Annotated in this window: 18 protein-coding genes and 1 pseudogene; 16 read left to right on the forward strand and 3 right to left on the reverse strand. The window is 39.9% G+C overall.

The annotated features are described in order from the left end of the window. Positions 1–33: 33 nt before the first annotated feature. From NYE65_RS22890 to NYE65_RS22940, 11 genes and pseudogenes are all read left to right on the forward strand, one after another. Positions 34–510: a 2,4'-dihydroxyacetophenone dioxygenase family protein gene (locus tag NYE65_RS22890; RefSeq protein WP_063593142.1), complete on the forward strand. Its 477-nt coding sequence runs from the start codon at positions 34–36 to the stop codon at positions 508–510. Between the two features lie 222 nt (positions 511–732). Next, positions 733–1515: an SDR family NAD(P)-dependent oxidoreductase gene (locus NYE65_RS22895; protein WP_328177839.1), complete on the forward strand. Its 783-nt coding sequence runs from the start codon at positions 733–735 to the stop codon at positions 1513–1515. 139 nt (positions 1516–1654) lie between these two features. After that, a complete protein-coding gene (locus NYE65_RS22900; protein WP_340861780.1) occupies positions 1655–2797 on the forward strand; it encodes an acyl-CoA dehydrogenase in 1143 nt (380 codons plus the stop codon). Positions 2798–3249: 452 nt separating this feature from the next. Then, positions 3250–3427 (forward strand): annotated as a pseudogene (locus tag NYE65_RS22905) (FAD-binding protein); the annotation flags it as partial. Between the two features lie 116 nt (positions 3428–3543). Next, positions 3544–4899 (forward strand): acetyl-CoA carboxylase biotin carboxylase subunit, encoded by a 1356-nt coding sequence (accC, locus tag NYE65_RS22910; RefSeq protein WP_340861781.1) that lies wholly within the window; start codon positions 3544–3546, stop codon positions 4897–4899. A gap of 118 nt (positions 4900–5017) precedes the next feature. After that, positions 5018–5509 (forward strand): acetyl-CoA carboxylase biotin carboxyl carrier protein, encoded by a 492-nt coding sequence (accB, locus tag NYE65_RS22915; protein ID WP_098866363.1) that lies wholly within the window; start codon positions 5018–5020, stop codon positions 5507–5509. Positions 5510–5547: 38 nt separating this feature from the next. Continuing rightward, complete coding sequence (locus NYE65_RS22920; RefSeq protein WP_336059122.1) at positions 5548–7098, forward strand: acyl-CoA carboxylase subunit beta; 1551 nt, start codon at positions 5548–5550, stop codon at positions 7096–7098. Positions 7099–7256: 158 nt separating this feature from the next. After that, entirely contained in the window at positions 7257–9338 is a 2082-nt protein-coding gene (locus NYE65_RS22925; RefSeq protein WP_340861782.1) for a methylmalonyl-CoA mutase family protein, read from the forward strand. Further along, positions 9335–11515 (forward strand): methylmalonyl-CoA mutase, encoded by a 2181-nt coding sequence (gene scpA, locus NYE65_RS22930; RefSeq protein ID WP_340861783.1) that lies wholly within the window; start codon positions 9335–9337, stop codon positions 11513–11515. The genes NYE65_RS22925 and scpA overlap by 4 nt, the downstream gene beginning before the upstream one ends. After that, entirely contained in the window at positions 11516–12550 is a 1035-nt protein-coding gene (meaB, locus tag NYE65_RS22935; protein WP_340861784.1) for a methylmalonyl Co-A mutase-associated GTPase MeaB, read from the forward strand. A gap of 215 nt (positions 12551–12765) precedes the next feature. Further along, a complete protein-coding gene (locus NYE65_RS22940; protein WP_340861785.1) occupies positions 12766–13950 on the forward strand; it encodes an acetyl-CoA C-acetyltransferase in 1185 nt (394 codons plus the stop codon). Positions 13951–14524: 574 nt separating this feature from the next. On the opposite strand, the gene NYE65_RS22945 is transcribed toward NYE65_RS22940, so the two are convergent. Together NYE65_RS22945 and NYE65_RS22950 are read right to left on the reverse strand one after the other, a co-directional pair. Next, on the reverse strand, positions 14525–14701 hold the full coding sequence (locus tag NYE65_RS22945) for a hypothetical protein (RefSeq protein ID WP_340861786.1): 177 nt from the start codon (positions 14699–14701) through the stop codon (positions 14525–14527). 386 nt (positions 14702–15087) lie between these two features. Further along, positions 15088–16080, reverse strand: a complete 993-nt coding sequence (locus tag NYE65_RS22950) for a YeiH family protein (protein WP_340862172.1) — start codon at positions 16078–16080, stop codon at positions 15088–15090. A gap of 167 nt (positions 16081–16247) precedes the next feature. On the opposite strand from NYE65_RS22950, the gene NYE65_RS22955 reads away from it, so the two are divergent. The 4 genes from NYE65_RS22955 to NYE65_RS22970 all read left to right on the forward strand — a co-directional run bounded on the left by NYE65_RS22955 (position 16248) and on the right by NYE65_RS22970 (position 20966). Beyond that, positions 16248–17144, forward strand: coding sequence for a LysR family transcriptional regulator (locus NYE65_RS22955; RefSeq protein ID WP_063591383.1), 897 nt, complete (start codon positions 16248–16250; stop codon positions 17142–17144). 771 nt (positions 17145–17915) lie between these two features. Continuing rightward, a complete protein-coding gene (locus NYE65_RS22960) occupies positions 17916–18254 on the forward strand; it encodes a metal-sensitive transcriptional regulator (RefSeq protein ID WP_231892270.1) in 339 nt (112 codons plus the stop codon). 16 nt (positions 18255–18270) lie between these two features. Continuing rightward, on the forward strand, positions 18271–18477 hold the full coding sequence (gene copZ, locus NYE65_RS22965; protein WP_340861787.1) for a copper chaperone CopZ: 207 nt from the start codon (positions 18271–18273) through the stop codon (positions 18475–18477). A gap of 74 nt (positions 18478–18551) precedes the next feature. Next, complete coding sequence (locus NYE65_RS22970; RefSeq protein ID WP_328177828.1) at positions 18552–20966, forward strand: heavy metal translocating P-type ATPase; 2415 nt, start codon at positions 18552–18554, stop codon at positions 20964–20966. 171 nt (positions 20967–21137) lie between these two features. Here the strand turns inward: NYE65_RS22970 and NYE65_RS22975 are convergent, their stop codons facing one another. Next, positions 21138–21641, reverse strand: a complete 504-nt coding sequence (locus tag NYE65_RS22975; protein WP_328177827.1) for a DinB family protein — start codon at positions 21639–21641, stop codon at positions 21138–21140. A 248-nt stretch (positions 21642–21889) separates the two neighbouring features. On the opposite strand from NYE65_RS22975, the gene NYE65_RS22980 reads away from it, so the two are divergent. Then, positions 21890–22810 (forward strand): patatin-like phospholipase family protein, encoded by a 921-nt coding sequence (locus tag NYE65_RS22980; RefSeq protein WP_262868697.1) that lies wholly within the window; start codon positions 21890–21892, stop codon positions 22808–22810. Positions 22811–23048 lie beyond the last annotated feature (238 nt).

Here is a 23048-nt window from a genome sequence, read left to right on the forward strand (position 1 = left end):
TTAATAAATATCAATTGAAAGAGGGGATTTTAAGTGAGTAATTTAAAAGATGTAAAAGAAGTGGAAGTATTTCATGCAGGTAATGTTAGTGTAGATGAATTACCTTGGGTTCCATATTTTGGAGATGCGAAATTTAAATTGCTAAAAGCCAACCCTGTTACAGGACAGACGGTTACGTTATTAAGTGTTCCTGCGAAAATGCAGCTTCCTGCCCATTTCCATCCTGGAACAGTGATTGTGTATACCGTCCAAGGGACTTGGAGATATCTCGAGGAGCCTTGGATCTCCAAACCTGGTGACATGGTTTATGAGCCTGCAGGCTCCAAACATACGCCGATAGCTGTAGGGGATGAAGATGTTATCACCTTCAATATTGTAGAAGGAACATTGGACTATTTGGGTGAAGAAGGAGAAATTGTTGCCAGAGACAATTGGGAAACATTCCTGAAAAGATACTATGAACATTGCGCGGCTGAAGGAATTGAACCTATTGATGTGACTAAATTTTGATAGTTGGATTTATAAAAAAAGGAGAAGCCCGGCGTCCAAATGACGAAGAGGCTTCTCTTTTTTCTGGGCTATCTCTTTTGATATTAATAAGAATAATTTATATATTAAAAATTTTAATTTTATTTAATTAAAACTTATAAGTATAATCATTAGTATAAAATATTTTAAAAATTTTTAATATTCTAATTTAATAGATAATAACGTTAGGAGGAATAATGATAAATGTCAGCAGAGACGGTTTTGATTACTGGTGCTACAAAAGGGATTGGATATGAATTCACAAAAGTTTTTGCAGAGCAATGTTACAACTTGGTATTAGTTGCCAGAGATTCGGTGTTGTTGGACCAACAAGCCGAGAGTTTAAAAAAGGAATATGGCGTGCAAGTGAATACTTTTGCCGGCGATTTAAGCAGTTATACAACGGTAGGGGGCTTGTATCGATACTTGAAAAGCGAAGGAATCGACATTGATATTTTGATTAATAATGCTGGAGCTGGCGGATTAGGGTTGATGACGGAATTGGATATTCAAAAAGAAATGGAATACCTGCAGCTCAACATGATCTCTCTCACTTATTTGACTAGACTTATTGCGGATGACATGGTGAAACGAAAGCAAGGTAAAATTTTAAACGTTGCTTCAACAGCAGCCTTTCAGCCAACCCCACGGATGTCGATGTATGGGGCCAGCAAATCTTACGTCTTATTCTTTACGGAAGCAATTGCGGAAGAACTTAAAGGAACCGGAGTTCAAGCTTCTGTATTATGTCCCCCTTCAACCAAAACGCCGCTTACGCAAGGGTTGGCTTCAACAAGAACAAAAATTTTCATTAAGAACTTAATAGAACCTCAAGTTGTTGCCAAGTGCGGATATGAAGGGTTAATGAAGAATAAAACTGTCATCATTCCAGGCTTTAAAAATAAACTCATGGCTAAATCTGTGGGATTGCTGCCAAGGAAATGGGTAACCATCTATTCCCGAAAGCTTATCGAACAAAAAGTGTAAAGAGCATTAAAGTCCTATACTTGACAAGGTTTGGAGCTTTTAAAAGTAGTATCTTTATAGATTTACGATGATAAAGGCTTACATAGTATTTCAGAAGAAATCATGTTTGGAATAATAAAATCAAAAAAGGGGACTATTAATGAATTTTTTATTATCTAAGGAACATCAGATGATGCAAAAAGCGGTGCGAGAGTTTTCTCTAAACGAATGTGAACCTACTGCTGCTCAACGTGATGAAGAGGAATATTTTGATATCAAGATCTGGCACAAGATGGCGGAACTTGGTTTATGCGGCATACCTTGGCCAGAAGAGTACGGAGGTGCAGGTGCCGATTATTTGAGTTATGTGATAACGGTGGAGGAATTGTCTCGAGTGGACGCTTCAATTGGGACCGCACTTTCCGCACATACATCGTTAGCCGGATGGCCGGTTTACAAGTTTGGAACGGAACATCAAAAGCAAAAATATTTACGGGCAATGGCGGAAGGAAAAAACATGGGTGCGTATTGCTTGACGGAATCTGGATCCGGATCTGATGCCAGTGGAATGAGAACAACAGCCGTTCAAGACGGAGATGAATGGGTCTTGAACGGATCGAAGATCTTTATCACCAACGGAGGCTATGCCGACACTTATATCGTTTTCGCACAGTCCAACCCGGCACTAAAGCATAAAGGCATATCTGCGTTTATTGTGGAAAAGGGCTTCCCAGGTTTCTCGGTAGGAAAGAAGGAAAAAAAGCTAGGAATTCGCTCTTCCGCCACGACAGAGGTCATTTTTGAGGACTGCCGCGTTCCTAAGGACAATCTTTTAGGCCAAGTGGGTGAAGGGTTCCAGATTGCCATGATGACTCTCGACGGGGGGAGGAACGGAATCGCATCCCAAGCTGTTGGAATCGCTCAAGGAGCATTTGATAAAGCTGTCGCATTTGCAAAGGATCGCGTCCAATTTGGAAAACCGATTAGCTCACTTCAGGCTATTCAATTCAAATTAGCCGATATGGCCACAAAGATTGAAGCTGCCCGTTTATTGACATATCAGGCAGCTTGGCGTGAGGATCAAGGAGTTCCTTACGGACTTCACTCTGCCATGTCCAAACTTTTTGCTGGAGACACCGCCATGGAAGTTGCGGTGGAGGCTGTTCAAGTATTCGGAGGATATGGATACACAAGGGAATACCCTGTAGAACGATATATGAGAGATGCTAAAATCACCCAAATCTATGAAGGGACTCAAGAGATTCAGCGTCTTGTTATTGCCGGAAATCTGCTTAAAGCATAGAAAAAACTCAAAATGAACCAATTAAAAACCTGCAAATGGGCTTGCAAACATGAAAGGTTTACTTGTGCGCGAGTTAGGGCCTTGCAGCATGGCAGTGTAAAAAGGAAAAATCAAAGAATTGGCGATTGCAATAGTGGATGATAACCCAATTTTCTAACAAATAGGAGTCATTCTGGTTATGATGGTATTCCTGTTCCGATCACTTTCTTTTTCAAATCATTATTACCATTGCGGTTATGGCTTTCAAGAGAAAAGAGGTAAAGAAAAGGGGCTGATAAAGTGGGTGAAGTATAGACGAAAAACAGTGAAGGTGACTTAAAAGTCTTTGGGATTTTTGAAGCGGTTTTGCCATGAAGCGATTTGTAAATCCAATCTTATAGCTTGTTGCCGACCCGAATTGATGGAACACAACCTCTTCAGGAATTGGCGGATATTCAGGTGCCGAATACTGAGATTATTCTCTTCAAATCGGACAGACTTGAAAAGTCGTAAACCCTGATTTGTCCATTGCTTGCGGAATTTCAGGTGCCACTAAGCATTTAGCCGGGGTGTCTGACTCTAAAGTTGGGGATTTGTTTGGTGATCCAGCTTCTAACGAAAGAAATTAAAAAAGTACTAGTATTCTCTTAAACAGATCCGGGATAAAACATGTATTACTCCTGATTAAGAAGTGAATCTCTTCTCAATAAAAATTCTGCTATCAATGGAATAATTGATAGACAACACTTTTGGAAAGGAAACTGGATATGTTTAAAAAGGTTCTTATTGCTAATCGAGGAGAAATTGCTGTCCGTGTCATTAGGGCGTGTAAGGAAATGGGGATATCTACGGTTGCTGTGTATTCTGAAGCAGATCGTGAAGCTTTGCATGTACGTCTAGCAGATGAAGCCTATTGCATTGGACCACACCTTTCATCCAAGAGCTACTTGAATATGACCAATTTGTTAATGGTTGCTCAAGTATCACATGCAGACGCTATCCATCCGGGCTACGGATTTTTAGCAGAAAGTGCGGAGTTTGCCAATACATGTATTGAAAACGATATCATTTTTATAGGACCATCACCTGAGGCAATCAGTAAGATGGGGGCGAAAGCGGTGGCGAGAGAAACAATGGAAGCCGCTGGCGTACCAATTGTTCCAGGTACGGATGGGATTATTGAAGATATTGAGGAAGCTGAGTTTATAGCAAGAAGTATCGGGTATCCCGTTATTGTTAAAGCCACTGCTGGTGGTGGTGGAAAAGGGATGCGGGTCGCTGAATGCGAGGAAGAATTAAAAAAAGCAATTTCAATGGCGCAGCAAGAAGCAGCTACTGCTTTTGGTAATGCAGGTGTTTATTTAGAAAAGTACATTGAAGAGCCTCGACACATTGAAATCCAAATTATGGGTGATTCCTTTGGCAATGTCGTGCATTTAGGGGAACGTGATTGCTCAATCCAGAGACGTCATCAAAAGCTAATTGAAGAAGCGCCATCCCCTGCACTTGATGAAGAACTAAGGACGAAAATGGGTGAGGCGGCATTAAAAGCCGCGAAGGCCGTACAATATTCAGGTGCAGGGACGATTGAATTCTTACTAGATAAACATAAAAACTTTTACTTTATGGAAATGAATACCCGTATTCAAGTTGAACACCCAGTTACAGAACTTATAACAGGAGTAGACTTAATCAAAGAACAATTACTAGTTGCCTCAGGTCATAGGCTATCTGTCAAACAAGAAGATATTCATATCAATGGCTGGGCCATCGAATGCCGGATTAATGCCGAAAATCCTGATAAAAACTTTATGCCATCCCCTGGGAAAATTCGATTATACCTACCTCCAGGTGGATTTGGAATCCGAGTCGATAGCGCAGTTTATCCAGAATATACGATCTCACCATTTTATGATTCGATGATTGCCAAATTAATCGTACATGGAAAGAATCGGGAAGAAGCAATTGCAAGGATGAAGCGAGCCTTAAGCGAGTTCGTAATTGAAGGAATTGATACAACAATCGCTTTCCACCTTCGCTTATTAGAACATCCGGATTTTAAAGCTGGTAATTTTAACACGAAATTTTTAGAGATGAATGATTTAACGGTTTCCACTAAGTAATGGAGCAAAAACATTTTTTGTAATTGTTGATGAGAATGACCGGATAATCGGGACTGAGAAATCTGAAATGAGTAAGAAAAAATAACAGAAAATTTTAATTATAGAAGGAGTTTTTATTATGTTTAAAATGAATGACATTAAAGAATTAATTCGGGCAGTGGACCGTTCTTCAATTGGAGAATTAACGATTAAAGGTGAAAATGAGCAGCAAATATCGATTAGTAAACAAGTGAATGTCGGACAAGTAACGCTTATCGAAGAAACACAAGTCCCAGCGACTATTCCTGTTGCACCTGTGAAAGTGGAAGCCGCCCCCATTCAAAAACAGGAAGGAATACAAACACCATCGACAACTACTGAGGAAACATCGGTTCATAAAATTACTTCCCCAATGGTGGGAACATTTTATGCGGCTCCATCACCTGATTCTGATGTCTATGTAAGAGTGGGTGATCAAATAAAGGAAGACACAGTGCTATGTATTGTGGAAGCCATGAAGCTTATGAATGAGCTGGAAGCGGAGGTTAGTGGTGAAATTGTTGAAATCTTTGTGGAAAGCGGTCAGGTTGTTGAATATGGTCAGCCCTTGTTCCTCGTAAAAACAGCATAAGCAATAAAATTTAAACATGATAGGAGAGGACTCACAGCATGGATATGTTCGATAAAATTGAGATCATGGAAGAACGACGGGAAAAAGTGATGCTGGGGGGCGGTTATACACGGATTGATGCCCAGCATGAACGCGGGAAGCTCACTGCTAGAGAGCGTATCGATATATTAGTGGATGAAGGGACATTTGTTGAAATAAACCCATTCATAGAAAATCGCGGCCTTGAATATGGACCAAGTGAGGCTCCTGGAGAAGGGGTTATTACAGGATACGGTAAGGTTGGTGGGTGCCTCATTTTCCTTTTTGCTCAAGATTTTACTGTTTTTGGCGGAGCCCTTGGCGAAATGCATGCGACGAAGATTACCAAAATCATGGATTTAGCAGCGGAGAATGGAGCACCTATAGTCGGGTTAAATGACTCAGGTGGAGCACGAATTCAAGAAGGTGTTTTATCACTAGACGGATATGGACACATTTTCTATCGAAACTCCATTTATTCAGGCGTAATCCCACAAATATCCGTGATTATGGGACCCTGTGCCGGGGGGGCTGTTTATTCTCCTGCGATTACAGATTTCGTTTTCATGGTAGAAAAAACAAGTCAAATGTTTATTACAGGTCCAAAGGTGATTGAGTCGGTAACGGGAGCAAAAATTAATAGTGAGGATCTAGGTGGCGCGTCCGTTCATTCCAAAATAAGTGGAAATGCCCATTTTACTGGACCAACAGAAGAAGATGTATTAAACCAAGTCAGGAGATTAATTGGCTACTTGCCATCAAACTATGAAGAAAAGCCACCTTACAAAGAGCCAGTAAATAAAATTCCTTTAGATGAAAGAATCGATGAACTTCTTGATGTTGTCCCGATTGATGGAACGAAGGTTTATGACGTGCGTAAGGTGATTCATTTAATTGTCGATGATCAAAATTTCATGGAAGTTCAGCCGAAATTCGCTAAAAACATTGTCGTTGGCTTTGGCCGTATAAACGGTGATACAGTCGGTATTATCGCAAATAATCCGAAGATGATGGCTGGTGGCCTTGATATTGATTCATCTGACAAATGTGCTCGCTTTATCCGATTCTGTGATTGCTTTAAGATTCCCTTAATTACATTTGAAGACGTGAGTGGGTTTATCCCAGGAATTCAACAAGAGCATGGCGGGATAATCCGGCATGGAGCGAAAATTTTATATGCCTATTCGGAAGCTTTGGTTCCCAAAATTACCGTGATTCTTCGAAAAGCATATGGTGGGGCTTACGTTGCCTTAAACAGTAAAGCAATCGGGGCAGACTTAGTATTTGCTTGGCCTAATGCAGAAATTGCGGTTATGGGACCAGCTGGAGCGGCCAATATCATTTTTGCAAAAGAGATTAGTGAAAGTACAGATCCGGAGGCCTTTAGGCAAGAAAAAATAAATGAATATCGCGAACGCTTTGCCAATCCTTACGTCGCATCAGCTAATGGCATTGTTGATGATGTAATTGACCCGAGGGATACGAGAAAAAGTATCGCTAGTGCATTGGAAATGCTAAAAAACAAGAAAAAAGCATTACCTAAGAAAAGGCATGGAAATATCCCTTTATAAACCTTTTCTTAAATAGGTTATGAACTACCTATATTAATAGAAGAAAAACGTGTAAAGACGACAAATGAAAAAAACGCTTACCGTTAAATGGTTTAGAAGGGAGAGAGCGATAGCATGGTGATTGATGCTTACCGCAAATTAAAATGGATAAAAAATTAGTGGACCAATTTTCAGAATTTGAGATCCCAAGTTATGAACAGTGGCGTGACCTAACAGAAAAATCTTTAAAAGGAGCTTCTTTTGAAAAAAGACTCATTACAGAAACATATGAAGGAATTTTACTTCAGCCGATGTATCGAAAGGAGGATGCCGCCAATCTTCCCTTTCTGCAGTCTTTGCCAGATATGGCTCCTTTTACTCGCGGCACTAAAACGCTTATAGATGGATGGGAAATCAATCAGGAAATCAATGTTGGAATTCCCACTTCTTTTAATAAAGTAGCACGGCATGACCTTAGCAAGGGTCAAACCTCATTAAATATTGTCCTTGATACACCAACGAAACGTGGAATAAATGCGAGTGAAGCTACTTCAGAAGTAGGGAAAGCAGGACTATCGATTTCAGGGGTAACCGATATAGCCGATGCACTAAAAGATATTGACTTTGGAAATGTTCCTATTCACGTAGGCGCCGGGGCAAATTCATTGCCAATCCTTGCTTTGATTATTGCTCATCTGGAACAGTCCGGACGACAAGTGGAGGAATTACATGGGTGTATAGGAATGGATCCAGTCGCGGAACTGGTAGAAAATGGAACATTGGCTTACGAGTTGGAAGATTGTTATACATTGATGGCCGACATAACAAAATGGGCAAATGAGAATACCCCCCATTTACAAACAGTTATGATTCATGGAAATGTCTATCATGACGGTGGAAGCAGTGCGGTTGAAGAATTGGCTTTTTCATTATCAACAGGTGTCGAATATTTACAAGCACTAACTTCCCAAGGAATTGATATAAATAAAGCCGCCAGCAGTATTCGTTTTTCCTTCTCAATCGGTTCCGGTTATTTTATGGAAATTGCCAAACTTCGGGCCGCAAGAACTCTTTGGGCCAGAATTGTAGAAACGTTTGGTGGGAATGAAGAAGCCCAGAAGATGACGATGCATGCACGAACATCTGCATGGACAAAAACTGTTTTTGATCCCTATGTGAATATGCTGCGTGCTACAACAGAAGCATTTTCTGCAGCAGTCGGTGGAGCTGACAGCATTCATGTTAGTTGCTTTGATGAAGCGATTCAAAAGTCTACCGCTTTTTCGCGACGAATTGCACGGAATGCCTCCATTATTTTAAAAGAAGAAGCTCATATTGCGCAGACAATCGATCCAGCCGGTGGCTCTTGGTACGTAGAGGTACTGACAAATGAGGTGGCCAAAAAGGCATGGGAACTTTTCCAGGAAACAGAGCGAAAAGGTGGGATTATCCAGACATTAATAAAAGAATTCCCACAAAATGTGGTTCAACAAACAGCTTCAAAGCGAGTGAGGAACATCGCTCACCGAAAAGATATTTTCGTTGGCACCAATATGTATGTGAATTTGGCAGAAAAAGGGGTAGATTGGTTAGCGTTAAATGAAACGCCGCAAATTAATGATCATATTAATCAAGTAGTTGGCCGAGCACATATATCGGTAGGGAGTTTATCCGTAAGCACAAATAAAACAGAGACCGCGATCCAAGCAGCAAAACAAGGTGCATCGTTAGGTGAAATAGCCAAAGCAACAGGTAGGAAGTCAGAAGCTGCGGTTTGCGTTAAAGCAATCAAGCCAACCAGAGGTGCACTTCAGTTTGAAGAACTTCGTCAATCCATTGATGAAATGGCACAGAAAACTGGAAAACGACCGATTATATTTCTAGCAAACTTAGGACCTATTTCAGATCATAAAGTGCGAGCAGATTTTGCTGCTGGATTTTTTGAAGTAGGTGGTTTCGATGTTATTCAAAACAATGGATTTGGTTCTATAAAAGAAGCAGCCGAGGCAGTCGTTGCGTCCAAGGCAGATTTTGTAATCATTTGTGGAAAAGATGAAGACTATCAACAAGCTGCCATTCCACTTGCAATGTCTATTAAAAAAACAGATGCACAAATAACCGTATTATTAGCAGGAAAGCCTAGCGAAGTAGATGAAGTCAGATTTAAAGAGGCTGGAATAACTGAATTTGTACATGTTGGCTCCAATTGCTATGAAATATTAAGTCAACTTCTACATAAGAAAGGAGTGGCTGTTTCATGACAAAACCAGATTTTACCCAAGTAGCATATTCAGATGAAATAGAAGGAGAATTTAGCGAGTGGAGTAAACATGCCGAGAAACTTTCTGGTATGCATTTTGATAATTTAGCTTTTCCGACTTATGAAAAAATTGATGTTAAACCTCTTTACACAAATATGGACACAATAGGAATGAATCATTTGGATTATATGGCAGGGATCGCACCATTCTTTCGAGGTCCCTACCTAGCTATGTATAAATCACAACCTTGGACGGTTCGTCAATATGCTGGCTTTTCTACGGCGGAAGAAAGTAATGCGTTTTACCGCAGAAACTTAGCTGCAGGACAAAAAGGGCTTTCGATCGCCTTTGATTTAGCTACACATCGTGGGTATGATTCGGATCATCCTAGAGTCGTTGGCGATGTGGGTAAAGCCGGCGTTGCTGTTGATTCCATACTGGACATGAAGATTTTGTTTGATGGAATTCCATTAGACCAAATGTCTGTTTCAATGACGATGAACGGAGCTGTCCTGCCAATCATGGCTTTTTACATCGTGGCAGCTGAAGAACAAGGAGTACCCCAAGAGAAGCTTTCAGGAACAATACAAAATGATATATTAAAAGAATATATGGTTCGTAATACGTACATTTATCCTCCAGAACCGTCAATGAAAATAATAGCAGATATCTTTGAATACACATCCAAGCATATGCCGAAATTTAATTCAATTAGCATCTCCGGTTATCATATGCAAGAAGCGGGGGCTACGGCTGATATAGAGTTGGGCTATACCCTTGCAGATGGATTAGAGTATGTCAGAACGGGTTTAAAAGCAGGGATTGATATTGATCGATTTGCTCCACGTCTTTCCTTCTTCTGGGCGATCGGAATGAATTACTATATGGAAGTGGCTAAAATGCGCGCAGCTCGTTTAATTTGGGCGAAGCTAATGAAAAGGTTTTACCCGAAAAATGAAAAGTCGTTAGCACTTCGAGCCCATTCGCAAACATCTGGATGGAGCTTAACAGAGCAAGACCCATTCAATAATGTTTCACGTACCTGTATTGAAGCGTTGGCTGCTGCTCTTGGTCATACACAATCCCTGCATACGAACGCACTGGATGAGGCGATTGCCTTACCAACCGATTTTTCTGCCCGAATAGCTCGAAATACCCAATTATACCTTCAGGATGAAACGGGGTTAACCAACGTATTGGACCCATGGGGCGGCTCCTATTACGTAGAGTCACTTACGGCTGAATTACTTGAAAAAGCCTGGGAACATATTGAAGAAATCGAAGCGCTTGGCGGAATGGCAAAAGCTATTGAAACAGGCCTGCCAAAGATGAGAATTGAAGAAGCGGCTGCTAGAAGACAGGCGCATATTGATTTTGGTAGAGAATCGATCATTGGAGTGAATAAATACCGTTTAGAAAAAGAGGATCCGCTTGAGATATTAGATATTGATAATACTGCTGTCCGTGAAGCGCAAATTCGCCGCTTAGAACAGCTCCGGGCGGAAAGAGATAAAGCAAAGGTAGAGGCAGCACTTCAAGCGATTACAAAAGCGGCTGAAACTGGAGAAGGCAACCTCTTAGAGCTAGCGGTAAATGCAGCTCGCGCTAGAGCGAGCCTAGGAGAAATTTCGAATGCATACGAACAAGTAGTAGGGAGACATAAAGCAATTATTCGTTCTATTAGCGGAGTGTACAGTGCAGAGTTTGGGGAAGAGGAACAAGTGAAAATTGTCCGTGAAATGTCCGATCAATTTGAAGAGAATGAAGGCCGGCGCCCCCGGATTATGATTGCAAAGATGGGACAGGACGGACATGACCGTGGAGCTAAAGTGATTTCGACTGCATTTGCAGACCTTGGTTTTGATGTTGATATCGGTCCCTTATTCCAAACCCCAGAGGAAGCAGCCTTACAGGCCGTGGAAAATGATGTACATGTTCTAGGGATGAGCTCACTTGCTGCTGGTCATAAAACATTACTTCCTCAAGTCGTGGAAGAGCTGAAGCGTTTAGGGCGTGGTGATATAGTCGTCGTGATCGGTGGTGTCATTCCATTTCAAGATTACGATTATTTACGAGAAAAGGGAGCGGCTGCCATTTTTGGACCAGGAACGGTTATCCCGATTGCCGCACAACAGGTAATAGAAGAATTAAATCGTCGTCTCGGATTGGTTACTTAAATGACAGAAAAAGAAAGCATTCAATCCAAGCAACTCTTATCGCCAAGCCGAAGACACCTTACGGCTGATGATTATGTGCAGGGTGTGATGAATGGAAATCGTGCAATTATTGCTCAAGCGATCACCTTAGTTGAAAGCAATTTACCCAAACACATGGAAATGGCACAAAAAGTGCTGAAAGAACTGATTCCATATACAGGGAAATCAATTCGAATCGGCTTTACAGGTGTTCCTGGGGCTGGTAAGAGCACGTTAATTGAATCCTTCGGTATGATGCTCTGTGAGCAAAATCACCGTGTAGCGGTATTAGCCGTTGATCCAACTAGCAGTGTATCTAGAGGAAGTATTCTAGGTGACAAAACTCGAATGGAACATCTTTCTCGCCACCCACATGCATATGTTCGACCGTCACCGTCAAGTGGGACCTTAGGTGGGGTCACTAGAAAAAGCCGTGAAACCCTTCTTATTTGTGAGGCAGCAGGGTATGACGTAATAATCGTCGAAACCGTCGGAGTCGGCCAAAGTGAAATAACCGTCCGGTCCATGGTGGATTTTTTCCTAGTTATTATGCTGACTGGTGCAGGGGATGAGCTACAAGGAATGAAAAAAGGGGTGATGGAATTAGCTGATGCAATTTTCATTAATAAAGCGGATGGCGAAAACAAACAAGCTGCCATGAATGCAAAGGTGGAATACAATCGCCTCCTTCATTTCTTACAGCCAATTACCGAGGGGTGGGAAACCAAAGCATTTACTGTGTCTGCCTTAACAGGGGAAGGCGTATCTCACATTTGGAAGGTCATTCAGCAATATAAACAAGTTACCAGTAGGAATGGATTCTTTGGAAAAAGAAGAAAAGAACAAATGATTGACTGGGTTCATTCTATGATAGAAGACCAATTAAAGGCGAGATTTTATGGTAATCCATCGATGAAAAAAAACTTGACTAAAATGGAAGGATTGCTTTTTAACGGCCATACTTCTCCCACACTCGCAGTCCAACAATTATTCAACATTTATGATGAAAATGGCTAGGAAAAAGAAGGAATGGGTACGCAATCAATTGTACTCCTGCAACATTTATTTTGACGGTTAAAGTTAATTAACGGAACATTTAAAATATACAATATACCGTTGATTAATATCATGTCCGAACAATGGTATAAAGTCAGAAGGTAAAATAAAAATGGAAAAGATGTATTCGGTCCATCAAATCGAATCAAACAACCTTCAATAAAGGAGAATGAATAATGAGTCATGTTTATATTTTAGGTGGAGCCAGGACGCCATTCGGGAGTTTTGGAGGGGTATTAAAGGATGTTTCTGCCATCAATCTTGGAGTTATCGCAAGTAAAGGAGCCATTGAAAAAAGTAATATTTCAGTTGATGAGGTTGAGCATGTTTTTGCAGGGAATGTGATACATACTTCGAAAAATGCCTCCTACCTATCCAGGCATATTGCTTTGAAAGCTGGGGTTCCAATCGAGAGCCCCGCTTTAACTCTAAATCGTTTATGCGGTTCTGGATTGCAAGCGATCGTATCGGCAGCTCAGTCGATTATTTTAAAGGAAGCTGATGTCGCCTTAGCACTGGGCACCGAAAATATGAGCCAATCTCCCCACGTATTACGAGATGTCCGCTTTGGTACGGGTTTACAGGCTCCACAAATGGACGACATGCTTTGGGAGACTTTGAGCGATGAATATATAGGGTGTGGGATGGGAGTAACAGCGGAAACTCTTGCTGAAAAATATGAACTAACCCGAGACGATCAAGATAGTTTGGCTGTCCAATCACACCAAAAATCAGCAAAGGCCCAGCTGACGGGGCGATTTCAACAAGAGATTTCCCCTGTTACGATATTCACCAAAAAAGGAAAGGAAATAACCATTTTAGAAGATGAACATATTCGCCATAATGCTACAATTGAAGCATTGGCGAAACTGAAACCAGCCTTTAAAAAGGATGGGACCGTAACGGCAGGTAATGCCAGTGGTATAAATGATGGGGCAGCTGCCTTAATACTTGGAAGTGAATCCTTCCTACAAAAAAATCACGATGTGAAACCACTGGCAAGAATCATATCCTGGGGGATTGCGGGGGTAGACCCAAATATTATGGGCATTGGACCAGTTCCTGCTAGTCAATTAGCTTTACGGAAAGCAGGACTCAATATTGAAGATATCGATTTGTTTGAAATCAATGAAGCATTCTCTGCCCAGTATCTTGCAGTAGAGAGAGAGCTTGGATTGAAACGGGAAAAAGTAAACGTCAATGGCGGAGCAATCGCATTAGGTCATCCAGTTGGGGCCAGTGGAGCTAGAATTATATATTCATTGGCCCTAGAGTTAAGGAATCGAGGAAAGAAATTTGGACTAGCCTCCCTCTGTATTGGAGGAGGACAAGGAATCTCAGTAATCATTGAGGCTCTATGAACATTACGACAAAAGCGCTATAAAAACTTACAAACTTGCTGGCGGTACATTTTTTATTCTTGTTTAACCACTTTACAGTTCAATCAAAAGTAAAAAATGCGGAATGAAACTAATAGCCTAAATCTATTTGTAAAAATAATGTAAGTCTAAATCATGAACTATGATTATTGAAGACTAAAGGACCATCTGAGATGGTCCTTTAATCGTGTAGGCATACCATTATCCAAAGGATCCTGTTGCAAATATGACCTGTTAGAAACATAGAATCTCATTATCCTTTCATCTGCGAATTTTGAGGCTGCTCCAAATAATTTATGTATGAATTGTAGCTGTAAACTATTCATAACCATCACTCGTTTTATTTTATTCACGCAACTGAAAGGATGTCATACAAGTATGGATAAGACTCTTTAAAATCATATAAAAACTCATCAGATATATATCACATTTAACTGTTTTTTGGAAATATTTAACATAAGCGACTCGTCCTGAGTAGCCTTACTTATAAATATACTTAAAAATTTGGATCTATAGTGAGTTGTTGAATCTTGCCTTACTAATAATGGGTTTTAAATTAAAACGGATACCCATTTAATCCTGTGCCGAAAAGATCGAATTCAGGATCTTTTGACTGAGCTATTGGAGGGGCGTCGGATCGCCCATTAGGAGAGTTGATAGCAGCTTCACCTTCAACTGACTCTACAGAGGTTTCATCATTCTCTTTATACAATGGGTTTTCAATCATACTCATAGTCATCTCCTTTTTTATCAGATTAATGAAATTATTTAATTCACTAAATATTTTAATTTTTATGCTAAAAAATATGACGACGGGATGCTGTGAAATGACCTGTTAAGACCTTGTATGCAACAAACAAGGAGTTACTCCCACTATCGAAGGTATACTTCAAGAAATCATGGTAAAGTTTAATTCAAAAAATAGTGAAATAGCATTTGAATTTGAGTTAGTTGGGCAAAACCATACAGATATTATTCAAAATTCCCAACAAGGAAAATTACGATATTGCTATGATCCATGCATCTATAATGAGTTAAAAAAAGAGAAAAATATTCGGTTTGAACATATTCTGACGTATATGTATTGCAGTGTGTAAAAATTCACACTTTTATTCTTTGTTAAAGACTAATATACGATAACGATGATAAAAGAACTGATGTAATAATAATGGCAATAAGTGGACGTATTGCTTTTGTCCGTAATTCATTCAGGCAAATATTTAATCCTAAGCCAGTCATTGACATTGTTAACATAAATGATGTGAAGTCTGAAATATAAGACATCAATTTTTGTGATACCATTACCTTATTACCAATGATATAGCTTCCCACGAAACTCATAACGATAAAGCCAATTAAAAACCATGGAAACTCGAATCTTGCCTCCCCTTCTATTTTTCCTTTCTTTTTCATCCAAAGCATGAGGATAAAGCAAACCGGAATTAATAGGAATACTCGTGTAAGTTTGGCAAGTAATGCGTGAGCAAGAGCATCCTGTCCTGCCGGGGCAGCAGCTAGTGCAACATGGCCTATCTCGTGCAGGCTGATTCCAACCCAATTTCCGTAGTTAATAGGACCAATTGATAAAAATGGATATATTAACGTATAGATTATTGAAAACACTGTGCCGACTAATGCGATGATGCCTACTCCCATAGCCGTATCTTCATCTTTTGCTTTTATAATTGGCGATACGGCCGCGATGGCAGCAGCACCACAAATGCCTGTGCCGACACTTAATAATAAAGAAAGATTAAAATCTGCCTTCAGCCATTTTGCAATGATCATAAGAACAGCAATTGAAAAAATGATCGTTATTGTCCCTCTTAGCAATAGGGGGAAACCCTGATGAAATATCACAATCATGTTAAGCTTTAAACCATAAAGTATGATGGCAAATCTCAATAGTATTTTTGATGAAAATTGAATACCAGTACGTAATTTTTGTGGATATCCAAAAACCTGTCTGTAAACCACAGCAAGTAAAATGGCACACGCAAGAGGACCAATATGATTTAGACCTGGCAACGCCGCCAAAATAAAACCTAACACAGCTATGATCAATGTAAAACCAATTCCAGAAATCAAAGAACCATTTACCTTTTTTTCCACTTTTTTTAGCTTATTTGGACTGGGAGTTATTAACGCTTTTTGTTCCAATGTTTTTCAACTCCTTATTTGGATTATTTATAATTTATCGTAACTAATGTTTTACAATAAGGAAAATAAATGATTATTATAGTTATAATAAGTAAATACGATGGTGAGGAAGGGAACATATGGATCAACTATTATCTGTATTTATATCTGTAGCTGATAAAAGAAACTTTTCCAGAGCAGCGGAAGAGCTTCATTTGACTCAGCCTGCAGTCAGCCAGCAAATTCAACAGTTGGAAAAACATGTAGGGGCAAAATTACTTCTGCGAACAAACAAATCTGTCCAGCTAACTAAAGCAGGAGAAATAGTCTATTTACATGCTAAAGAAATAACAGGTTTATATAAACGAATGTCAATGTTAGTTAATGAATTAAATAACGAGCCAACAGGACCATTAAAAATTGGTGCGAGCTATACCTTTGGAGAGTATGTATTACCACATATACTTGCAAGAATGAAAAACCTATTTCCTAATATCTTCCCTTCGGTACAGATTGGCAACACAAGGGATATAGCCAAGGCAATCATAAGTCATGAGATTGATGTAGGAATTGTAGAGGGGGAAATTTCTCTTCGAAATATATATATAAAATCGGTTTCCACCGACAAAATGTATATCGTGGCAGGGGGGAAATATCCAATTTATTTCAATAAGGAAGTTACACGGAGACAGGTGGAACAAGAGAATTGGATTGTCCGAGAAGAAGGTTCTGGTACAAGAGAGGCAACAGAAACATTATTTCAATCTTTACAAATACGTCCTTCCAAGCTAATGGAGTTCGGCAGCACACAACTTATAAAAGAAGCAGTTGAAGCCGGGCTTGGCATTAGTTACTTATCTGAACTTACTGTAAAAAAAGAAAGAATGCTTGGTACCATTCAAGTATTAAATGTAAAAGGGACACCGATAAAAAGAAATTTTTCAGTTATAACAGAATCTGAGGAATTGCATACGAAATCTATGAACTTATTTATTGAATTAATAGAAAAATATCTAAAGAACCAATTATTGCAATAGATCTATTTGATATATTAACAAAAATATAAAAACCCCGGTTAAGGACACACATAAAAAAGTGTCCCTTATCCGGGTTTTTTTATGTTTCAATAGGTAGAATGAGAATGGAATGAAAGAAGGAGAATCAATTTTAGTAAGATAATATTGTTACATTGGTATCTCACCTGAGGAAGTATTAAAGGCATAACAAGATGGTTTATATGAAGAAATATTAAGGTCATGTTCCGACGGGGAATCAGTTGGTTAATGTAAATACAGCGTAACGTTATATTATACATTGGACTTCGATTGATGGCTATATTGCAAATGAGGATGATATATTAGAGTGGTTAGGATCAACAGAAGTAGAAGGAGATTCTGGCTACAATTCAATCCTCGAAAGAATAGACACCGTTGTTATGAGAAAAGGAACTTATGATGTCATTCGTGGATTTGATATGGATTATCCTTAAAATGGTTATAAAAATCATATTTTCTAAATCTGTTAGTGGATCAGATGAATATGCTTCATTTATTAATGAAGATGTCAAAACCTACATAAAAAAAGATGATACCACACAGAGATTGAAGAAATTTGCGACACTCCTGCCGAAATGACTGGCTAGCCGAGCCCCTGCGAGACTTGGCAGATAGGGAGCAGGCTCTGAGCTTAAGAATAAAAAATGATAAAAATACAGATAGTAATAAATGATGCACATAAATCTTTCTCTTTGCATAGGGTAGGAGGGTATGGTATATTTAATTTTGAGGAGGGATGGGCAAATGGATGAAATGATGAATGGGCAAGATGCGGTGAATGAAGAAGAATGCTGTACGACCTCTTCCCACGGCCGAAAGAGTCATCACTCAGAAGCAGTAAAAAAGAACTTAACGACCAGGTTAAATCGGATTGAAGGTCAAATTCGCGGTATAAAGGGTCTTATTGAAAAAGATACGTACTGTGATGATGTGATCACCCAAATAGCAGCTACACAAAGCGCGATGAATAGTGTGGCCAAGATTTTATTGGAAGGCCATCTAAGGAATTGTGTGGTGGAACGCCTGAATGAAGGGGATACAGAGGTTATAGATGAAGTGCTTGTAACGATACAAAAATTAATGAAAAAATAAAGGAGCAGTGGATAAAATGGAAAATGTAACATTGAATGTTAGTGGAATGTCTTGTGGTCATTGTGTGAATGCAGTTGAAGGGAATGTAGCCAAACTTACAGGTGTTGAAAGCGTAAAGGTGCATTTGGATGCAGGAAAAGTAGATGTAGCGTTTGACAAGGAAAAAGTATCACTTGAGAAAATAAAAGAAACAATCGATGATCAAGGCTACGATGTCGAGTAAGTTATAAGAGTGCTGTTAAGCACTTTTTTTTACAAAGAAATATACCCCATAGTGGTATAGGGAGGCGGGATGAAGTGAGCAGCCAAATAAAAGAAACAAGTTTACAGATTTCTGGAATGACTTGCGCTGCCTGTGCAAACCGAATTGAAAAAGGGTTAAACAAAATGGAAGGCGTTGAGGAAGCCACCGTTAATTTGGCACTTGAGAAATCGGTTATTAAATATGATTCGGAAAAAGTAAGCAACCAGGACTTTGAAAAGAAAATTCAAGATCTTGGCTATGCTGTAGTAAAAGAGAAAAAGGAATTTACGATTACTGGCATGACCTGTGCTGCCTGTGCTAACCGAATAGAAAAAGGGTTAAATAAGATGGATGGGGTGAGCATGGCTAATGTCAATCTAGCGCTTGAAAATGCGACCGTCGAATATGATCCTTCCCAAGCTTCCCCAATTGATATCATTCAACGGGTTGAGAAGCTGGGGTATGGGGCGATCATCAAGGAAGATAAAGTGGAATCCGTGAATTTCCGTCAAAAAGAAATACAAAAACAAAAGAATACATTCATCTTTTCGGTCATTTTATCTTTTCCATTGTTATGGGCGATGGTAAGCCATTTTAGTTTTACTTCGTTTATCTATATGCCTGATTTCCTCATGAATCCTTGGGTGCAGATGGCATTCGCAACCCCCGTTCAATTTTTGATTGGAAAGCAGTTCTATGTTGGAGCTTATAAAGCCTTGAGAAATAAAAGTGCCAATATGGATGTATTAGTCGCGATGGGAACATCCGCTGCCTATTTTTACAGTGTTTATCAGGCAATCATCTCGATGGGGTCGCATCACAATACGGCACAACTTTATTTCGAAACTAGTTCGATTCTTATCACCCTCATTCTATTGGGGAAGCTGTTTGAAGCAAAAGCAAAAGGACGTTCTTCCGAGGCCATCAAAAAATTGATGGGGCTTCAGGCCAAAACGGCATTGGTTTTAAGAAATGGGGAGGAACGGGAAATACCACTTGAAGAAGTCATCGTAGGGGATACGATTTTGGTGAAGCCGGGTGAGAAGATCCCTGTCGATGGCAAGGTAATCGAGGGGAACTCTGCCGTCGATGAATCCATGTTAACGGGTGAGAGCATTCCGGTCGATAAAACAAACGGTGATACTGTTATAGGTTCAACATTGAATAAGAATGGGTTTATCAAAATGAAAGCGACGAAAATAGGAAGGGATACAGCTCTTTCCCAAATCATCAAAGTCGTCGAAGATGCTCAAGGTTCGAAAGCGCCGATTCAACGGCTTGCTGACCAAATTTCCGGTGTTTTCGTTCCCATTGTTGTCGGAATCGCTCTTTTAACTTTTCTGGTTTGGATGATTTGGGTTAACCCTGGAGAATTCACACCTGCTTTTGAAGCGATGATTGCAGTGCTAGTCATAGCCTGCCCATGTGCTTTAGGCCTGGCCACTCCCACCTCTATCATGGCAGGGTCTGGAAGGGCTGCCGAATTCGGCATCTTATTTAAAGGCGGGGAACATCTGGAAACCACCCACCATATCGATACGGTCATCTTGGATAAAACGGGAACGGTAACGAATGGTACCCCTGTGTTGACAGATGTCCTCATTGAGAATGGTATGGAGGAAGAACAGTTTTTATCATTAATCGGTGCAGCTGAAAAACAATCTGAACACCCTCTTGCTCAATCAATCGTTCAAGGAATTCAAGCAAGACAGCTTTCACTTGCAGCGGTTGAGGAATTTGAAGCGATGCCTGGATACGGGATTAGAGCTGTGGCGGATCAAAAAGTGATATTCATCGGAACCCGTAAATTGATGAAGCAAAATAACGTGGATATCACTAAGGCGCTAACAGCGATGGAAGAATTTGAAGAGCAAGGGAAGACTGCAATGCTCGCTAGCATTGAAGGGGAATATGCCGGACTCATTGCTGTTGCGGATACGATAAAAGAAAGCTCGCTTGAGGCGATTAAAAGGTTAAAAGCAATGGATATCCAGGTCATCATGATAACCGGGGATAATCAAAGAACAGCAAATGCCATCGGACATCAAGTTGGCATTGACCATGTAATCGCAGAAGTCCTACCTGAAGGGAAAGCCGAAGAAGTGAAAAAACTGCAGGCCGCCGGTAAAACAGTGGCAATGGTCGGCGATGGGATAAATGATGCGCCCGCGCTGGCACTAGCCGATATAGGAATGGCAATAGGAACCGGGACGGACATAGCCATGGAAGCTGCCGATATCACTTTGATCCGGGGTGATTTGAACAGTATTGCAGATGCCATCCTCATGAGCAGGAAGACGATGAAAAACATCAAACAAAACCTATTCTGGGCTTTTGCCTATAATGTAATCGGAATACCAATTGCGGCCATCGGATTTCTTGCCCCGTGGTTAGCGGGTGCTGCCATGGCCTTCAGTTCAGTGTCAGTCGTATTGAATGCACTTCGGCTTCAACGGATAAAGCTTTAAAGATCATGTAACATATATAGAAGGCAGTTGTACTGACTGCATATACCATTCTACGGGCGTATGAATTATAATCATCCAAATAAAGCCGATGATTCCTTGGCAAGAGGATCATCGGCTTTCATCTGGAATGAGCGGCAATGTTACTGCAACTCTTATAGGTTGTCAAACAGCTTATTTTAAACAGTAAAAAACATAATCTGTAGGTGTGCCATTTTCGCCTTGTTGATGGAGCATCGCTGATACATTACCGCGATGATAGGTTCCATGATTCACTACATGATGGATGAGGTCGGCAAGTACAAACTCACAAGCCCCCATTTTCGGATGTTCGGTTACAATGGTCCGTTCAAGATCAGGCTGCGAAGTAAGGAAATTGTCGTAATCCTTTGCAAGTTCATCATATGAGGATTCCAGTTCATTTAATGTGATTCCTTCCACTTCTTTCCGCCGCTGTTCAACTTTCTTAAAAGTTTCTTGAACTGTGCTTCCTTTCATTATCTCCAACCAGGTAATATCTGTTGCGTAAAGGTGAACAAGGACTTCCTTGACTGATGGAAAGACACTTTTTATCGTGTCTTCATAGACTCCTTCCGGTAATTGTTTTAGTTTTTGGAACACTTGCTGATTAGCCCAAACATGGTAATCATACATTTTCTTGGCACGGTTATTTTCCATTTTTTCACTCCTTCAATTGTTACATATCCTTTTCGACATCATTTAAAGAATTCCTTTATCAAAGGCTGCTTCCTAATCTGATAATTTGTCCATGCAAATGCTTCGTTTTCTACATACCATGATAATAGATGCTATCCTACTATTGTTATTACGTTTGATTGCCATCAAAGAGTCCAGGAGTGTGAAAATTCACTTTATTTTCAAATGTTGTTAATATGATAGTAACTCTTATCGAGAGGTGGAAAAAAATGAGAGCAGATGCTGTTTTTGAAGGTGGGGGGGTCAGGGGAATTGCTTTTATTGGGGCAATTCAAGCAATGGAAGAGGAAAATGTCGAATGGGAAAGACTTGCTGGGACATCAGCAGGAGCAATAATAGCTGCTCTTTTGGCTAGTGGCTATAAAAGCCATGAAATTAGAAAACAGTTTAGTGAAATCAATTACTCAAAGATTCGAGGCAGGACAATTCTGAATCGAATTCCCATTTTGGGCTTCTTTTTGGAACTCATGGTTCATCTTGGGATTTACAAAAACGATTATTTGGAGACATGGGTGGATTCACTTCTTTCAGAAAAAGGGATAAAGACATTCGCGGATCTTCCAGATGGAAAGTTGAAGATCATTGCTTCTGATGTTTCGAATGGAAAGATGCTTATTTTGCCAGATGATTTGGACCGCTATGGTATGTCTCCTGCTGATTTAAAAGTTTCAACTGCCGTAATGATGAGTGCCTCCTTACCATTTTTCTTCCGTCCGGTTATTTGGAAATCAAAAGACCGGAAAAAATCCTACATTTTAGATGGTGGTTTACTTAGTAACTTCCCGATATGGATATTTGATACCGACAATCCTCGTTTTCCAACATTCGGATTCCATTTTGTGAAAGATGAAGTTAACATAGGCGGGGTTATCCCAACGCCCATCCACCTTTTCAAAAATATATTTAAAACGATGCTCCAAGCCCATGATTTACGACATATGAACGAAGAAACGATTGAACGCACGATTCAAATTCCTGTTGGCGGCATCAATGCAACGGATTTTGAACTGAATGAGGAAGAAATCAACTTTCTCTATAAATCAGGCTATACTTCTGCAAAAGAATTTTTGTCGAATTGGGATTTTGAACAATATAAGGTCAAACGCTTGCAAAGAGTCAAAAAAGAGTAGGAGAAACTCCTCTATCATTCGGTCCAAAAGGGGGAAAGAGGGGACAAGGAGCTGCTACAACGGCTCTTTTTCTTATTGAATGAACGAACCAATCGTTTAATTCAAAAGCAATAAGTGGAATTACAATCATAAAAAATTAATATAATATATTATTTTATAATTATCTAAATGAATAAACGGAAAACAAAGAATAAAAGAAGAAAACAAAGTTGGAATAAAGATTATGAAATTCAATGAA

It is taken from the genome of Peribacillus sp. FSL R5-0717 (assembly GCF_038002945.1).
In the GTDB taxonomy this organism is placed as follows: Bacteria; Bacillota; Bacilli; order Bacillales; family DSM-1321; genus Peribacillus; species Peribacillus frigoritolerans.

Coding starts and splice junctions, on each gene's coding strand:
- scpA (WP_340861783.1), top strand. CDS start 9,335: ATGACAAAACCAGATTTTACCCAAGTAGCATATTCAGATGAAATAGAA.
- NYE65_RS22960 (WP_231892270.1), top strand. CDS start 17,916: ATGATGAATGGGCAAGATGCGGTGAATGAAGAAGAATGCTGTACGACC.
- NYE65_RS22945 (WP_340861786.1), bottom strand. CDS start 14,701: ATGAGTATGATTGAAAACCCATTGTATAAAGAGAATGATGAAACCTCT.
- NYE65_RS22975 (WP_328177827.1), bottom strand. CDS start 21,641: ATGGAAAATAACCGTGCCAAGAAAATGTATGATTACCATGTTTGGGCT.
- accC (WP_340861781.1), top strand. CDS start 3,544: ATGTTTAAAAAGGTTCTTATTGCTAATCGAGGAGAAATTGCTGTCCGT.
- NYE65_RS22920 (WP_336059122.1), top strand. CDS start 5,548: ATGGATATGTTCGATAAAATTGAGATCATGGAAGAACGACGGGAAAAA.
- copZ (WP_340861787.1), top strand. CDS start 18,271: ATGGAAAATGTAACATTGAATGTTAGTGGAATGTCTTGTGGTCATTGT.
- accB (WP_098866363.1), top strand. CDS start 5,018: ATGTTTAAAATGAATGACATTAAAGAATTAATTCGGGCAGTGGACCGT.
- NYE65_RS22900 (WP_340861780.1), top strand. CDS start 1,655: ATGAATTTTTTATTATCTAAGGAACATCAGATGATGCAAAAAGCGGTG.
- NYE65_RS22940 (WP_340861785.1), top strand. CDS start 12,766: ATGAGTCATGTTTATATTTTAGGTGGAGCCAGGACGCCATTCGGGAGT.
- NYE65_RS22955 (WP_063591383.1), top strand. CDS start 16,248: ATGGATCAACTATTATCTGTATTTATATCTGTAGCTGATAAAAGAAAC.
- NYE65_RS22980 (WP_262868697.1), top strand. CDS start 21,890: ATGAGAGCAGATGCTGTTTTTGAAGGTGGGGGGGTCAGGGGAATTGCT.
- NYE65_RS22895 (WP_328177839.1), top strand. CDS start 733: ATGTCAGCAGAGACGGTTTTGATTACTGGTGCTACAAAAGGGATTGGA.
- meaB (WP_340861784.1), top strand. CDS start 11,516: ATGACAGAAAAAGAAAGCATTCAATCCAAGCAACTCTTATCGCCAAGC.